Source organism: Flavobacterium litorale (genome assembly GCF_019613795.1).
GTDB classification, from domain to species: Bacteria; Bacteroidota; Bacteroidia; order Flavobacteriales; family Flavobacteriaceae; genus Flavobacterium; species Flavobacterium litorale.
Genome location: NZ_CP080429.1, coordinates 2,579,740 through 2,595,500, shown reverse-complemented (window position 1 = coordinate 2,595,500; position 15,761 = coordinate 2,579,740). Strand labels below are relative to the sequence as shown.

Annotated in this window: 14 protein-coding genes and 1 riboswitch; of the genes, 6 read left to right on the top strand and 8 right to left on the bottom strand. The window is 37.4% G+C overall.

Annotation, left to right across the window (positions count from 1 at the left end; genetic code table 11):
- Window positions 1-84: 84 nt before the first annotated feature.
- Entirely contained in the window at window positions 85-1,050 is a 966-nt protein-coding gene (locus tag K1I41_RS11810; protein WP_220640540.1) for an ion channel, read from the top strand.
- A 73-nt stretch (window positions 1,051-1,123) separates the two neighbouring features.
- On the opposite strand, the gene K1I41_RS11805 is transcribed toward K1I41_RS11810, so the two are convergent.
- The 5 genes from K1I41_RS11805 to rmuC form a co-directional block, all read right to left on the bottom strand.
- Entirely contained in the window at window positions 1,124-3,139 is a 2,016-nt protein-coding gene (locus K1I41_RS11805) for an FG-GAP-like repeat-containing protein (protein WP_220640539.1), read from the bottom strand.
- A 36-nt stretch (window positions 3,140-3,175) separates the two neighbouring features.
- A complete protein-coding gene (locus tag K1I41_RS11800; protein ID WP_220640538.1) occupies window positions 3,176-4,279 on the bottom strand; it encodes a hypothetical protein in 1,104 nt (367 codons plus the stop codon).
- Window positions 4,280-4,413: 134 nt separating this feature from the next.
- Entirely contained in the window at window positions 4,414-5,505 is a 1,092-nt protein-coding gene (locus K1I41_RS11795) for a hypothetical protein (protein WP_220640537.1), read from the bottom strand.
- 65 nt (window positions 5,506-5,570) lie between these two features.
- A complete protein-coding gene (locus K1I41_RS11790) occupies window positions 5,571-6,116 on the bottom strand; it encodes an acyl-CoA thioesterase (RefSeq protein WP_220640536.1) in 546 nt (181 codons plus the stop codon).
- A 6-nt stretch (window positions 6,117-6,122) separates the two neighbouring features.
- Entirely contained in the window at window positions 6,123-7,508 is a 1,386-nt protein-coding gene (rmuC, locus tag K1I41_RS11785; RefSeq protein ID WP_220640535.1) for a DNA recombination protein RmuC, read from the bottom strand.
- Window positions 7,509-7,624: 116 nt separating this feature from the next.
- Here rmuC and K1I41_RS11780 point away from each other — a divergent pair, with 116 nt between their 5' ends.
- From K1I41_RS11780 to K1I41_RS11770, 3 genes are all read left to right on the top strand, one after another.
- Window positions 7,625-8,272 (top strand): hypothetical protein, encoded by a 648-nt coding sequence (locus K1I41_RS11780; RefSeq protein ID WP_220640534.1) that lies wholly within the window; start codon window positions 7,625-7,627, stop codon window positions 8,270-8,272.
- A gap of 109 nt (window positions 8,273-8,381) precedes the next feature.
- Window positions 8,382-9,080, top strand: a complete 699-nt coding sequence (locus K1I41_RS11775) for an HAD family hydrolase (protein WP_220640533.1) — start codon at window positions 8,382-8,384, stop codon at window positions 9,078-9,080.
- Window positions 9,081-9,112: 32 nt separating this feature from the next.
- Window positions 9,113-9,550, top strand: a complete 438-nt coding sequence (locus K1I41_RS11770) for a DUF6526 family protein (RefSeq protein WP_220640532.1) — start codon at window positions 9,113-9,115, stop codon at window positions 9,548-9,550.
- A 3-nt stretch (window positions 9,551-9,553) separates the two neighbouring features.
- Here K1I41_RS11770 and K1I41_RS11765 read toward each other — a convergent pair whose 3' ends face one another.
- From K1I41_RS11765 to K1I41_RS11755, 3 genes are read right to left on the bottom strand one after another with little or no spacing between them, the layout of a single operon-like run.
- The gene (locus K1I41_RS11765) at window positions 9,554-10,339 is read right to left on the bottom strand and encodes an ABC transporter ATP-binding protein (RefSeq protein WP_255566934.1); all 786 of its coding nucleotides are present in this window, start codon (window positions 10,337-10,339) and stop codon (window positions 9,554-9,556) included.
- Window positions 10,340-10,349: 10 nt separating this feature from the next.
- Window positions 10,350-11,384: an iron chelate uptake ABC transporter family permease subunit gene (locus K1I41_RS11760; RefSeq protein ID WP_220640530.1), complete on the bottom strand. Its 1,035-nt coding sequence runs from the start codon at window positions 11,382-11,384 to the stop codon at window positions 10,350-10,352.
- A gap of 6 nt (window positions 11,385-11,390) precedes the next feature.
- The gene (locus K1I41_RS11755) at window positions 11,391-12,530 is read right to left on the bottom strand and encodes an ABC transporter substrate-binding protein (RefSeq protein ID WP_220640529.1); all 1,140 of its coding nucleotides are present in this window, start codon (window positions 12,528-12,530) and stop codon (window positions 11,391-11,393) included.
- Window positions 12,531-12,584: 54 nt separating this feature from the next.
- Window positions 12,585-12,797: riboswitch (cobalamin riboswitch) on the top strand.
- A 31-nt stretch (window positions 12,798-12,828) separates the two neighbouring features.
- Here K1I41_RS11755 and K1I41_RS11750 point away from each other — a divergent pair.
- Window positions 12,829-14,655, top strand: coding sequence for a TonB-dependent receptor plug domain-containing protein (locus K1I41_RS11750; protein WP_220640528.1), 1,827 nt, complete (start codon window positions 12,829-12,831; stop codon window positions 14,653-14,655).
- A gap of 7 nt (window positions 14,656-14,662) precedes the next feature.
- A complete protein-coding gene (locus tag K1I41_RS11745; protein ID WP_220640527.1) occupies window positions 14,663-15,736 on the top strand; it encodes a YncE family protein in 1,074 nt (357 codons plus the stop codon).
- Window positions 15,737-15,761 lie beyond the last annotated feature (25 nt).

Below are 15,761 nucleotides of genomic sequence, written 5' to 3'. Positions count from 1 at the left end.
ATTGCTACTTTCTAATTGTTATTTTAATTATCACTTTAAAATACGTTATTTTTGCTATTAACTCATTTTAAAAGCAATCATACTGTGGCTTTATTTAAGCAGATAAACTCTAAGGCAAAGGCAAATAACAATACAGGATTTGGTACTAATCCATCTAGCTATGGTGGTAGGTTTGTTAATAAGGATGGTACAGCCAACATTCAAAAGCAAGGAGCTTCGTTTTTAAGCCGTATCAGCTGGTATCATGTTATGAAAGTAATGCCAACATGGAAGTTTATACTTATACTTTTTGGTTTTTATATTGCATTCAATCTTTTCTTTGCAATGCTGTACTATGCTATAGGGCTAGAATACGTAAACGGTATTGATGTTTATGGCGTTACGGAGTTGGAAAAGTTTGGAAAAGCTTATTTTTTTAGTGCTCAAACATTTACTACGGTTGGTTATGGTAACATGAGCCCCGAAGGTTTTGCTACGAGTGCCTTAGCAGCTACTGAGGCTATGATTGGCTTATTGTATTTTGCCATTGCAACGGGTTTATTTTACGGCAGATTTAGTCGCCCCAAAGCCTTCATCAAGTTTTCTCATAATGCCGTTATTGCTCCCTACCAAGATGGTAGCGCACTTATGATTAGACTTGCTCCTCATAAAAACACTAACCTAATTGATGCTGAGGCGCGTATGACTTTAGGTATGAGTATTAAAGAAAGCGGCAAAATGGTAAACAAGTTTTACTCGTTAGATATGGAAATGACCAAAATAAATGCCTTAACATTGAGTTGGACTTTGGTACACCCTATAACCGAAGATAGCCCATTATTTGGGTTTACAAAAGAAGATTTTGAAACTACAGAAGGTGAAGTTATAGTTTACTTGAATGCTTTTGATGATATTTTTAGTAACACCGTAGCTACGGGTACATCGTACACTTTTGATGAGATATTATATGGTGCAAAATTTAATATTATGTATACTGAGAATGAAGACAATACCAAAACATTACTTCATTTGGATAAGATTAATTCGATTACGAAAGTGTCTTTGCATTAATAACTCTATAATAATGTAATGAAAAAGCAGCCTGTTATTACAGGCTGCTTTTTTAATTAAGATATCCAGTAATTTATTCTTTTATAATTTTTGTAGTATAATGTTTACCGCTTTCTCCTTTAATGATTAGTATGTAAGTTCCTTTTGAAAGTTGTTGTACAGGCATACTATTATTTGTAAGTTTTTCGCTCATTACTAACCTTCCAGATAGGTCGTATACATAAGCCTTATCTGCAGTAATGTTTTCGTTAGTAGTAAATTGCAATACATCTCCCACAGGGTTAGGATATACTGTAAATGCATTACTGTTATTATCAAATCGTCCTAAAGTACTTCCTTCTACTACCATTAATGCTTCGTTAATTGTAGGATTATTAATAATATCAATAATACCCGATGGCCATCTTATAACTAATTGGTCAATCTCGCTTGTTTGACCGAGACCAAAATGGGTGTTTAACGAACTCATATAGCGGAAACCATCGCCACTGCGTACATCACGGATTTGTTTCTCCCAAGTACTACCAGCCTCGTTACTATAAATCTCGATACGTGCACCAATACCATTTTTATTGCTACTTGTTCCTTCTAAATTAATTTTTAACCAGTTGTTATCGTTTCCAGTATTCATTCGTATTCTATTGCCATTTAAAATGTCAAGGAAACCATCGTTATTTAAGTCACCTATAGCCCCAACTGTTGCATCACCTATATCAAGCGGGCTAAAAGTCATGTCTCCGTTATTAATGAGGATGTAGTTACCACCTCCCATAACATCGAGGAAACCATCGTTATTAAAATCGTGGGTAATATGCTCCCTGTTTAATGGTGTAAAGGTGTCAATACCCGATCCTTCGGTAGTATCGGTAAAGGTACCATCGTTATTATTAACCATTAGTTTATGGCTACCATGCGAGGTAGAGTTAGCTCCTACCATAGCATCCATATCGCCATCGTTATCAAAATCGCCAAAAGCTGTAGACCATGTTTGTATAATATCTGCCATACCGGCTTCGTTACTTACATCAGTAAATGTACCATCACCATTGTTTCGATGTAACTCATTAATACCTGCATCGCTACCACCACCTCTACATTTTGCAATAAATAAATCGGGGTCGTCATCATTATCGTAATCTACCCATATAGAGCCATAATTACCGCCTGCTGGGTGGTCTCCAATACCTCCCTGTACGTAGTTAAATCCGCTATTACCATCGTTTAAAAAGTAAACATTAGGCTCTACATCGTGGCAAACAAAAGCATCTAGGTTGCCATCGTTATTAATATCTATAAAGTTGGTACGCTGCGAAAATATAAAATCGTCAGAAACCATGGGCATATAGGCTGTACCATCGCTGTTTGCAAGCATTATTGTTGCTCCGTTGCCCGATCCATACAATAAATCGTTAAAACCATTCCCATCATAATCACCTGCTGCTAGGCTCCATCCAGGCATGTAATTGGTTGCTCCTGCTGTTGGGGTTGCTTCTGTAAATGTACCATCGGTATTTTGGTATAGCATAGTAATACTGTTTTCATTCGGAATTACTATATCATCTAAGTAATCGCCATTCATATCCACAACACACATTATGTACGGACCATTCGCGTTTATGTTTACATTTTCGAAGAAAGGAGTAGTGTGTTCAGATTCGCTTACCTCGAAAACAAAATCATCTGAAGTCCAGTTATTATCAAAAACAATATAATATGTTTCATTGGCTTGTGCGGTAAATGTTACTAACGATGTATACTGATCGCCGCTATCGTCATCCCCTGCTACACAGTTAAAATCGCCACAGCTTCCTGAGTATATGTGTACGCGTGTATCTGTATTTGGGTAGCCTTCCAAACTGGTACTTACAGTAACATTAATTATAGTGGCTGAGGTGTAGGTATACCACAAACCTGATGTAAGTTCGTTATTAGTGCCTAATGTACAAATGAGTGTTGGGACTTCGCTAGTATCAGCATAAGATGCATTGTTGATTCCTATTGTAACAGCCTCGGCTGTAGCACATGTGTCTTGCGCGTTAAGGCTTATTATGCCGACGCTTGTAAGTAATAAAGTAAGAATTTTTTTCATAGAGATTGTTTTTATAATGGTTGTTTATTTTATGTTTTACGGACAAGGTTCATCCATAGCATTTATCCATTCTGCAAATAATTCTAATCCTTCTTCATGTACGAGACTTCTGCCTAGCATTGGCATACGTTCCGATTCGTCTGTAGTACTAAGTCTGTAGTACATAGTAGACCTTCCTGTGTTCTTTTTTGCTACAATGTGTGATAATGAGGTGTTAATAAACTCATTAGGTTCTACGCAAACTCCCATATTGGTGGCACTGGTAGTTTCGGTAAAAGCTAATCGTATTGGCATATAATCGCAATGTGCCCCCTCTGCATGGCAGTGCGCACAGTTAATATCCATGTATGAGCGTACTCGAAGTTCCAACGGTTGTGAAGCGTCTGCCCAGTTTACGGTACTATTAATACTAGCGGGTAAATTATCTTGTAAATAGCCTTCGGTTATCCAACGGCTAAGTTGGTTAGCAGCACCATCCGTGTACGTAAACATTTTGTTTAAGTTTTGTGGTTTCGGACCAATGGGTATAGGGTTATCGTCTGTTTTATGGCATGTAAGGCATTCTGTTTCTGATGGAACTCTGTAGTTGGCACTTTTTTCTGTACCATTTTCCATCCAGCTTATATCGGTATAACTACCATCAAGGTCTAGATAGGCCTCTGTTTGTTCGTCATTCCAAACATATTCGGCAAAAATCCAACCATCAGCTTTTTTTATAAGTAATCGGGTTTCAATAATTCGTGTACTGTTATCGGGCAGTACATTTTCATAGTAAAAGTTTTTTATGATTGCTGTACCTGTTGGGAAATCCAATATTTGTCCGTCTGCTATATATGTTGCTTTTGAGCCTTCGGGCATCCATATAAAACGTTTTTTGTGTGCGTAGTCAGTAAATAGTTTACTATTTAAGTCGTACGGGAGTACTTTATATGCAGGTTGCATATTTTGTAAATCGCCTTCGTAAAATTTATAGTCCGATAATTTGTTATACGGTACGGTAGCCAAATCCATAACTACAGGCGATACTGGTGCAGGATCGGGTACATCAGTATAATCATCATTGTCATCTGATCCGCAAAACGTAAATAAAGTAAAAAGGCTTAAAAAAAATATACTTCGTAAAAAATAGTGCTTTTTCATGGACTTATCATAGAAATTTGTTTAAATCAATGACAAATATAAAATAAAAAACTAAACTTTATTTTTTTTAACATAAAAAGTTTAGTTTAGTTATTATTAACACTAAAAATGGGAAGTCGTTCATTTTTATAACATTACGGGCACGTAGTCTCTAAACTGTTAATCCAATCTTCAACTAGCAATATTGCTTGTTCGTCAACAACAGTACGCCCTAAATTAGGCATCATCTCGCTTCTTACAACGGTACTCATTCTGTAATGCATTAATGATTCGTTTACATCTTGCCCTGCCACAATATAATCTTGTCCGCGTATTGCAAAATCAATAGGTTGCACACAAATACCAAGATTTTCTGCTACATCTGAGGCTTGGAAAGATAGTTCCATAGGCGTATAATCGCACGATGTTCCTGCGCTATGGCAGTGCGCACAATTAATATCGAGGTACGATCGTACTCTTAACTCCAATGGTTGGGTGGTATCCGTCCAATCTATAGTAGTATTTATAGTGTTGGGTTTGCTGTTAAGGTAGCCCTCTGCTATCCATTTGTCCAACTGGTTTTGGCTACCATTGGCATACGGATATGTTTTGTTTAGGTTTTGTGGCTTTACTCCAATGGGTGTATGGTTATCATTTAGGGTATGGCACTCGGCACAATCTATAGTACTTGGTGTCGTGTAGCCCGTGCTCATTGTGGTACCGTTTTGGTTCCAGCTAATATTAATTACGTGTCTTTCAGTAGTTAAAACAGCATCAGTTTGTTCTTCATTCCACACATATTCAGCAAAAATCCATCCTTCTGCCTTTTTTATCATTATACGTGTTTCCATTACTTTAGTGCTATTATCTGGCAGTACTGTATTGTAATAAAAGTTTTTTATTAGTGCTGTACCTACTGGAAATGTGGGTATATGTCCGTCAGTAGTATAGGTTGCAGTTGTGTTTTTTGGCATCCATATAAATCTTTTTTTGAGTGCGTAATCGGTAAAAAGGCTACTGTTTATATCGTATGGTAAAACTTTATAAACAGGTTCTAGGTTTTTTAGCTCCCCCTCAAAAAAATTGTATTCCGATAAGTTTGTATAAGGCACCGCTTCCAGATTTAATACTACGGGAGATTCTTTTTCGGCTATGGGTGTATAATCATCACTATCGTCTGTACCGCAGGAGTACAAACCAAAAACAACTATATACGTTAGTGCTATCTTTAATAAAGTGCTTTTCATAAAAAAGTTTTTTAATAATAGCAAATATAAAATAATTTAACGTTTATTTTGCTTTTGTGCTAAAATCAAAACTTAATTTTTACATCGAACTTTTCTAGTTTCTTAAATGCTTCGGGAGTTGTATGGTCAAACTCTTCTTTAATTTGATAATGTTTCTTTTTCGAATCAATACGTTTTATGGCGTTATGAAAACGTCTTGCCTCCTTTAACGATGTTATAATGGGGCGGGGTACAGTTACACCAACTCCTACATCGTTTTTAGCTACCATAGTAAAATAGGAGGAGTTGCAGTGTTTTACGGCTCCTGTTTGTATGTTTTCGGCCTCTACGCGCATACCTACTACCATAGAGCTATTGCCTACGTAGTTAACTGATGCTTTTAAGGTAACGAGTTCGCCAACTTCTATGGGGTTTAGGAAATCTACTTTATCTACCGATGCGGTAACGCAGTATTTGCCTGAATATTTGGATGCTGATGCAAATGCAATCTGGTCCATCAATCTCAAAATATACCCACCATGTATTTTACCACTAAAGTTGGTATGCGATGGCAGCATTAATTCGGATATTGTTATTTGCGATTCCGTAAGTTTTTTATAGTAAGTTTCCATAATCTTTTAGTTTAAAGAGGTATCCGTGTTATCCTCTGTTTCGTTTTGTAAAGCACGGTTGGTAATGTTTTCGGGTAACGCTTTTTTTGCCTTAGCACCCATTTTTTTAAGTTTACCAATACTTGTTATAATATTACCACGACCGCTAACAAGCTTGTTCATAGCGCCTTCGTAGGCTTTTTTACCCTCGTCCATGCGTTTGCCCACCATAATAAGGTCGTCTGTAAAGCCAACAAACTTATCGTATAATGCTCCTGCTTGTCGGGCTATCTCGTAAGCGTTTTCTTGCTGTTTTTGGTTTGTCCACATACTATCAATAGTGCGTAGCGTTGCCAGTAGGGTACTAGGGGTTACAATAACAATATTTTTCTCGAAAGCTTTGTTGTATAACGTGGTATCTTCATTTAAAGCACTTGCAAAAGCCGACTCTATGGGTACAAACAACAAAACAAAATCAGGACTTTCCATTTTATACAAGTCATGGTAATTTTTGGCACTCAACTGTTCTACATGCCTCTTAATAGAGTTTACGTGCTCTTTTAAGTGATTGGGTTGTAGTGCAGTATCCGCCTCGTTTACATAACGCTCGTAGGCTACTAATGATACCTTACTATCTACCACCATTTTTTTACCATCGGGTAAATTAATTACAACATCTGGCAGTACGCGCAAGCCATCTTCATTAGTATGGTTTTGCTGTACAAAATATTCGCGGTCTTTTTCCAGCCCCGATTTTTCCAATACACGTTCCAGTATTAATTCGCCCCAGTTTCCTTGCATTTTACTATCGCCTTTTAATGCCTTGGTAAGGTTAATAGTTTCCTTACTCATTTGCTCATTCATCTCACGTAATCCTAGTATCTGTTGGCGTAGTGCTGCATGATAGTCAATACTTTCCTTGTGCGTATTCTCTACTTTCTGCTCAAAAAGTTGTATTTTTTCTTGTAGTGGCGATAGTATGTTTTTTATGTTTTCACGATTTTGCTCCGTAAACTTGGTCGATTTCTCTTCTAGTATTTTATTAGCAAGATTTTCAAACTCTTTCGTAAACTTTTCACGCAATTCTTCAGTTTCCTGCCGTTGTTCCTTAACGCGTTCCATCAAGTTATCAAAGTCCGTTTCCTTTTTGGTAAGCTGTATGGCAAGTGCATCTTTTTCGGTACGCAAACTATCGCGTTCCCCCTGCAATTGTGTTAGTTGTTTCTCTAAAGGCTGTTTTTCGGTTATAGCCTGTTGTTTTACTTGTTCTACTTGGTTTATTAGGCTATTGTTACGCTCTTCTAGTACTTTTTTATCAGCTACTGATTTTGAAGAGAAAATAATTTTTCCAATAAAAATACCAATAGCAAGTGCTATTATAAAGGCAAGTAATAATGTTATCGTTTCGGGCATTGGTGAAGTATTTTACGTATTGGTAAAAATAAGTAAAATATGTCAGGATTGTACTTACTCCTGTATTACCTTGAAATCTATTTTTATATATTTGAGCTATACTCAAATATAAATTAATGAACGATACTTTTACCAGCTTCAGAAAATTTCCTGATGCTTCGCAAGCTAAAGGGTTAGAGCAATTTTTAAAAGAAAACAATATCGAATCTCTTTTTATTGATAATTCGCCCCGCTTGGGTAGTGCTTTTGGTGGCGAAATGCAAAAGGAATATGAGATACAGTTAAAACAGCGTGATTTTGAAAAAGCGACATTACTGCTTGAAGAGTTAGCTAAGGAAGAAGTTAACCAGCTCCCTGATGATTATTATTTGCTGGAATTTACTGATGATGAATTAATTGATGTAATAGTAAAAAAAGATGAGTGGAATGAGTTTGATTATTTGCTGGCTATACGACTACTTAAAGAGCGAGGGAAAACTATTGATGAAGAACTCATAAACTCATTAAATAAGAAACGTATTGAAGATCTTGCTAAACCTGAAAGCGACCAGACCGCTTGGATAATTGCAGGGTATGCATTTGCTATTATGGGTGGGCTTTTAGGTTTAATAACAGGCTATGTAATTTGGACTGCTGATAAAACACTACCCAACGGTGAAAAAGTGTATACCTATACCAAACGGGATAGAAAACATGGTAAAAGAATAGTAATACTATCATTAATTGTGTTACCCGTTTTAGTAGCCTACAGAATATTTGGATAAGTTGCTCATGGCTTTTCATGATACTTTAAAACATTATGTATCTATTAACAATTATAGATAATACTCTATAAGTATTGTTTCTTAAATTTGTAAATAAAGTCTTAAATTTATGAGCCTAAAAGTAATAGCGTTTGATGCTGATGATACCTTATTTATAAACGAACCCTATTTTGAAGAAACCGAAAAGAAGTTTTGCGGTATTATGGAGAGCTACCTGTCGCACCAGAGTATATCGCAGGAGTTATTTACTACACAAATAAATAATTTACCATTGTACGGTTATGGTATAAAAGGGTATACGCTTAGTATGATGGAAGCCGCTATAAATATTTCGCAAGGGACGTTGAGCCTGAGTTGTATTCAGAAAATTATTGATTTGGGTAAAGAGTTGATACAAAAGCCTATTGTTTTGTTGGATGGTGTAGAGGAAACCCTTAAGGCACTACAGGGGCACTATAAGTTGGTGGTTGCCACGAAAGGCGATTTGAAAGACCAACACCGTAAACTGCACAACTCTGGTTTGGGGCATTATTTTCATCATATTGAAGTAATGTCGGATAAGAAACCCATTGATTACCAAAAGCTATTAAAACGTTTGGAAATAGAACCCGACGAGTTTTTTATGATAGGCAATTCATTACGATCGGATGTTTTACCTGTTTTAGAAGTTGGTGGGTATGCCTGCCATGTGCCTTTTCATACTACATGGGCGCACGAAATGATAGACCACAATGTAAAGCACGATAATTTTAGCGAAATAGAAAAAATAACAGATGTACTACCGTTTTTACTGCCTAAGGCTGTATAGTGTGCAGTATCAATTTATAAATTCAGTAAATCATGGCACAACAGAGTAATAAAAATCATTTACGGTTTTACGCACCCCACCATTTTGTATTTTACCCGTTTATGCTTGCAGTATTGTCAGGTACAATTTATTATGCTTGGAGTAGTGAAAAAAATCAAATGCTATGGTTGTTTATGGCACTAATTGCAGGTGCAATTATATGGCTATCGTTTATGACTCGCCAGCACTATGCGCTAACCTTACAAGACCGCATTATAATGCAAGAAATGCGTTATCGTTATTTTGTAGTTACGGGAAACCGTTTTGAACCTTTGGAAGAAGAATTATCTAAAGCTCAAATTTTTGCTTTACGATTTGCTTCTGATAATGAATTGGAAACACTTGCTACAAAAGCTGTACAAGAAAAACTTTCTGCGGGTGCTATTAAAAAAGAGATAAGTAACTGGCGTGCCGATAATAATAGGGTTTAGTTACTACAGCACTACAAAACTATTTTTTTCTTTATCAAAAATAATACTGCTATCTGTAAATAAAGTATCAAATGTATTGTTTGCTATTAGCGTTTTAGGTTCGCCCTGTACTGTTTTTTCGGGTGTCATAACAATTAATTCATCACTAAGTTGCAATGCAAGATCCAAATCGTGCGTAGAGTAAAGGATGCTCTTACCCGTTTTTTCAGTAAGTTCCTTTAACAAACGCAGTAAACTTACTTTGTGTACTAAGTCCAAATGGGTAGTAGGTTCATCCAATATTATCACAGGGGTATCTTGCGCCAGCGCTCTTGCTATAAGTACCCGTTGTAACTGCCCATCGCTAATTTCGTAGTGTTTTTTATCGGCTAAATGCTTTAGCTGCGTTAACGCTAATGCCTCGTTTACTTTCTCAATATCTTCAGGCGCTAATGTACCCAACCAATTGGTATAAGGTTGCCTGCCCAATGCTACAAGCTCGTAAACGCTGAGGTTACTCGGCGGTAAGCCTTCCGTAAGTACAATGCTTAGGTTTTGCGCTAATTCCTTACTGCTAAACCGTGTTATATTTTTGTCATTGAGCAGAATTTCTCCCTTTAGTAGTGGTTGTATCCCTGTAAGCGTTCGTAAAAGAGTAGATTTACCAATACCGTTTGCACCAATAAGTGCTACAAAACGTCCTTGTTGTAATGTAACGGTTACATTTTTACCAATAACAGTTGCGCTTTGCTTGTTAGTATAACCAATGCTTATCTTGTTTGCCGATAGTACTACCTTTTCTTTTTCCATAGTCATAACATTAATGGTACACTCCCTTTCTTTTTCGTAAAAGTAGCCAAATAACTATGGGCGCACCTATTGCCGATGTTACTGCATTAATAGGCAACGTTAAATCGCTGCCTGGTAATTGGGTTATAATATCGCATAGTAATACTATTATTGCTCCGCACAACAAGGTAGCCCAAAATAACACAAAATGGTTTCCTGTTTTAAAAATGAGTTTTGCCATATGGGGCACGGCAAGCCCAATAAAGGCTATAGGTCCTGCAAAAGCCGTTATACTACCTGCTAGTATACTGGTGGCTATTATAATAAGTAGTCTCGTTTTGTTAAAATTAATACCCAAGCTCTTAGCATAGCGTTCCCCCAAGAGTAAAGCATCTAAAGGTTTAATGCACAATGCTGCAAGTATAATTCCTATGGTGCAAACTATACCTAAAATACTAATGTTTTGCCATGATATACTGCCCAAACTGCCCATAGCCCAAAAGGTAAATTTTTGGAGTTGTTGCGCCGTACTAAAATACGTTAATACGCTAACTATAGCACTGGTAAAGCTGCCAAACATTAGCCCTACAATAAGTATAGCCATAGTGTCTTTTAAGCGTTGTGCAACCAATAAAACAGCTAATAATACCACAAAACTACCAAGCGTAGCCGCTATAATTATGCCATAGGACGATAAAAAAAGGCTACCTAAAACACTAGGTAAAATGCCAGCCCCAAGTAGTATAAAGGCTACTCCTAAACTTGCCCCCGAACTTAACCCTAAAACATAAGGTCCTGCCAACGGATTCCTGAATAAGGTTTGCATTAATAAACCACTAAGCGACAAACCCATACCTACTATAATTGCTGTTATAGCTTTGGGTAACCTGTAGTTGAGTATAATATACTCCCAACTGCTTTTTGTTACATTACCACCTGTTAAGCTCGCTACTACCTCGTTAAAAGGAATGCTAACTGACCCTAAACTGAGGTTGACTAAAAAAAGCACAACCAAGCCAATAGCCAGTACAGGAAATAGTAGTTTATGTTGCTTTGTGTGGTGCAATTGGGTTTATTTTAGTTGCTCAAAAAAATGAAGTTCATAATCAGGTAACATTTCAGGGTGAAGTATTTTTACGAGGTCTTTTAAAACCAAGTCGGGGCGATTGGGAGCTAATTCGTAATAAATTACGCCACCTGTAGCGCCTGTTTTACTTGCAAAAGAATAAACTTCTTTATTTTGGAAGGCTTTAAATTGTGCGTAATGCGGGTTGCTATCGGTCATTTCCTGTAACGAGGCAAACTGCGCAGGACCAATCCAATACTCTGCATTTTGCGCTTTATCCAAAACGGTTTCGTATGATAGGGTATGGCTGCCCGTTCCATCAGAATCGTTCCATAAATAGTTACCGTGCGCATCTTTTATAAACAGAGCACCCCAGCTACCACCTTGTGGCAAATACCAATGGTCTTGGTACATGGCTCCGCTTAATACGGTAGGGTTCGTAGTTGTATTTTTGGCTAAGCTTTTTACGCTATTATAATCCGTTTCAATTTTCTTAAAAACACTATCAGCTTTTTCCTGTAATCCGTAAAGCTCCCCAAAAAACTTAATCCATTCCGCTTTGCCTAACGGCGATTGTTCTGTCCAGTCCCCGTTATACAGCACTTTAGCACCACTTTTTTCTAAGGTTGTCATAGCGTTGTTATCGCCACTAATACTAAAACCAACAACAGCATCGGGCGATAAATCTATCATAACCTCCTCGTTAAGCTTTTCGTTAGCACCTACTTCGCGTATCTCTCCCGCATCAATTCGTGCTCTTGTCTTTTCAGACGATATATACCGTGTTCCAGGAAAGCCTACTAACGAGTTTTCTACCCCTAACATTTCTAACGAGGGTATGTGCGTGGTAGAGGTTACTACTACCGTTTGTATAGGTACTTGCAGGGTTGTATAGTTGCGTAAACTATCGGGTATAACTGCATTTTCTTGCTGTAATACATAGGTAAAACCTGCCTCGGCGTTGGGCCACGGGTTAGTGACTTTTACTACAGAGTAGCCCTTGTAACGGTATATTTTTAGTCCGTTGGCATACTTTACCGTATTGTTAACCTTGGCAGAAGCTGTAGTTTGTTGTTTTGCCTCTTGTTTACAGCAAACAAAGGCAAGTACTATGGTAAATAATAATAGCGTGTTTAATTTCTTCATAAAAAATATTCAACAGTTGCAAATGTATAAATTAAATATTTCAATATAAATCCTATATTTGCGCCAACTTTAGGTTGTAGCGGTTTTTTACTATCGTTACATTAAAAGGGAATCAGGTTTAATGCCTGAGCTGTTCCCGCAACTGTATGCTTATCTCTTTACTAGGAGAGGCTGTTGTTAACTGCATGCCACTGTGATGAAACATAATCATGGGAAGGTAAACAACAGTACGCGAGCCAGGAGACCTGCCTTGAGTATAACGAATATCGAGCCTTCGGGAAAAAAGGTTCTGGTGCATATGACTTTAAAACAATTTTTATTCATTACGTCGCTATTGTTGTGCCAATACATTTGTGCGCAAAACGATACTATTACCCTGTTGGAGGAAGTAATAATATCCGACACACAGTTGCGCGATTTCTCTAATTCGCAATCCGTACTAAAACTAAACGATTCGGTTATTGCCCGCAACCCAGCATCATTAGGCGCATTGCTTACCTACAATAGCGTAATTTATTTTAAAGAGAATGGTTTGGGCATGGTTTCGTCGCCATCGTTTCGTGGTACTACTGCACAACAAACGGCTGTGGTATGGAATGGTATCAATATCAACTCGCAACTTAACGGGCAAACCGATTTTAATATACTCAATGCGCGCGATTTTAATTCGGTTAGCGTTAGGGCAGGAGGCGGTAGCGTTATATACGGTAGTAGTGCTATTGGCGGGAGTATTCATTTGAATAACGATTTATCATTCGCTAAAAAATTAGAAAATACACTATTACTCAATTACGGTAGTTATAACACTTTTAATGGGAATTACAATGTAAAAGCAGCTACAGACACGTTTAGTGCCGATGTAAGCATTAGCCGAAATAGCTCGGATAACGATTATGAATTTCCTGATACGGATGTAGTAAACGAGAACGGACAGTATTATAATGCAAGCTATAACGCTGCTTTTAGTTATAAATTAAACAACAAAAATATAGTTAGGCTTTATAGTTTTGCCTACGATGGCGAAAGGCATTTTTCGCGTACGCTGTTTGCGCCTTCCAGAAGTAAGTACCGTGACACCAATTCTCGGAATGTATTAGAATGGTTGGGTATATACGGTAAATTCACTTCCAAATTAAAAGCAGGATTACTAACAGAATATTATGAATATTATGCCCGTGCCAGCAATCCTAATTATACCTTTGGCAAAGTAAACACGTGGCTTACCCGTTACGATTTGGCTTACAAAGCTACCAACGCCATTAAGTTAAACACTTTACTAGAATATACGGTTAATGATGGCGATGGTTCTGATATTTTGAACGAGAAACGCAGAATAGGGGCGGGGAGTTTGCTTATGCAACACGCTGTAACCCCTGAATTACAATATGAATTAGGAATACGTAAAGAAGTTACTGATGCCTACGATAGCCCAGTATTGTTCTCCTTTGGAGGTAGTTATGCCCTTGCAAAATTCTATACAATAAAACTCAATGCATCGCGTAATTTTAGAATACCTACCTATAATGATTTGTATTGGCAAGATGGCGGAAATCCTAATTTGAATCCTGAAACATCGTACCAAGCTGAAATTGGTAATGAATTTACTACCAAAAATCTAACTTTTACACTTACGGGGTATTACATAAAACTGCGCGATATGTTACGTTGGGTACCTACTAACACTATATGGCGCCCCGAAAATGTAGATGAGGTGGATACTTACGGAATAGAATTTATACTAAACTGGCAAAAAACCATAGGAGAACACCGTTTTGTATTTGATGGTACGTACGCCTATACCGTATCGCAGAGGGATGGGAGCAGTAACCAGTTAATTTATGTGCCTTTCCACAAAGCTACGGCTTCGTTAGCCTACTCGCATAAAAAAATATCGGCATACTATCGCCACTTGTACAATGGTAAAGTATTTTATACTTCCGATAACCGTTCGGAAATCGAAGCCTACCACGTTGCTACACTTGGTACGGAATACCATTTTAAATTGCTACAAGGGCTAGATGTAGGTATGCAAGTACACAATTTGTGGGATGCTACTTACCAAAACGTTGCAACACGCCCAATGCCAGGCAGAAATTACACGATGTATCTTAACCTTAAATTTTAATATAATAATGAAACTCAACAAACTTATTTTAACAGCCATAGCAGGAAGCTTCTTTTTTGTTTCCTGTAGTAGCGATGACGATTCGACAACTAATGAGCCACGAGGTGCTTACGATAATGGTTTACTAATACTAAACGAAGGGGGTTATAATGCGGGTAATGCATCGGTATCATTCCTTTCAGAAGAAAATATTTTAGAAAATAATGTTTTTGCTACCATTAATAGTGGGGCAACGTTAGGCGATACGGGGCAAGATATGGGCATGCATGGCGAAACGGCTTACATTGTAGTAAACAACTCGCATAAAATAGAAGTAGTAAACCGTTTTACTTTTGAACGTATTACAACCATTACTACCGATTTAGATAATCCGCGTTACATCGCTTTTTCGGGTAATGATGCTTACGTTACCAACTGGGGCGATCCTAACGATACCGAGGATGATTATGTAGCGGTTATTGATTTGGCTACCAATGCAGTTACCAACAAAATTAGTGTTGTAGAGGGACCTGAAGCTATTGTTGAAAATAACGGTAAACTATACGTAGCACATAAAGGTGGCTTTGGTTATGGTAACACAGTGAGTGTAATTAATGCAAGTAATGGTAGCGTTGTAAAAAGTATTGCTGTGGGCGATGTACCAAACAGTTTAGAAATTGATGGCAATAATTTATATGTATTGAGCGAAGGCTTACCCTCATGGTCGGGTACAGAAACGCCAGGAGAATTAAGCGTGATTAATATGAGTAACGATAGCGTAGAGGAGATTTATCCGTTTACAGGTACAACGCACCCTAGTAATTTTGTAGTTTCGGATAATACAGCCTATTATACTATAAACGATGGTATTTATGCTATGAATACTTCGGATACCTCGTTACCAGCTAACCCTTTATTTACCACTACACCGCAAGAGGTGTATGGTGTTTACGAGCTTGCAGTAAAAAACGATGCTATTTATGTAGCCGATGCTGGAGATTACAACTCCGATGGTAAAATATACATTTACTCGCTTACAGGTACATTACAACAAACATTTACTGTAGGTGTAATACCAGCTGGTTTTTATTTTAACGATTAATTGTTTTGTTAAGTGTTTTATACTG

What these genes read in the sequence shown, in the direction of transcription:
- K1I41_RS11805 (WP_220640539.1), bottom strand. Translation starts at nt 3,139, where the DNA reads ATGAAAAAAATTCTTACTTTATTACTTACAAGCGTCGGCATAATAAGC.
- K1I41_RS11800 (WP_220640538.1), bottom strand. Translation starts at nt 4,279, where the DNA reads ATGAAAAAGCACTATTTTTTACGAAGTATATTTTTTTTAAGCCTTTTT.
- K1I41_RS11795 (WP_220640537.1), bottom strand. Translation starts at nt 5,505, where the DNA reads ATGAAAAGCACTTTATTAAAGATAGCACTAACGTATATAGTTGTTTTT.
- K1I41_RS11790 (WP_220640536.1), bottom strand. Translation starts at nt 6,116, where the DNA reads ATGGAAACTTACTATAAAAAACTTACGGAATCGCAAATAACAATATCC.
- rmuC (WP_220640535.1), bottom strand. Translation starts at nt 7,508, where the DNA reads ATGCCCGAAACGATAACATTATTACTTGCCTTTATAATAGCACTTGCT.
- K1I41_RS11780 (WP_220640534.1), top strand. Translation starts at nt 7,625, where the DNA reads ATGAACGATACTTTTACCAGCTTCAGAAAATTTCCTGATGCTTCGCAA.
- K1I41_RS11775 (WP_220640533.1), top strand. Translation starts at nt 8,382, where the DNA reads ATGAGCCTAAAAGTAATAGCGTTTGATGCTGATGATACCTTATTTATA.
- K1I41_RS11770 (WP_220640532.1), top strand. Translation starts at nt 9,113, where the DNA reads ATGGCACAACAGAGTAATAAAAATCATTTACGGTTTTACGCACCCCAC.
- K1I41_RS11765 (WP_255566934.1), bottom strand. Translation starts at nt 10,339, where the DNA reads ATGGAAAAAGAAAAGGTAGTACTATCGGCAAACAAGATAAGCATTGGT.
- K1I41_RS11755 (WP_220640529.1), bottom strand. Translation starts at nt 12,530, where the DNA reads ATGAAGAAATTAAACACGCTATTATTATTTACCATAGTACTTGCCTTT.
- K1I41_RS11750 (WP_220640528.1), top strand. Translation starts at nt 12,829, where the DNA reads ATGACTTTAAAACAATTTTTATTCATTACGTCGCTATTGTTGTGCCAA.
- K1I41_RS11745 (WP_220640527.1), top strand. Translation starts at nt 14,663, where the DNA reads ATGAAACTCAACAAACTTATTTTAACAGCCATAGCAGGAAGCTTCTTT.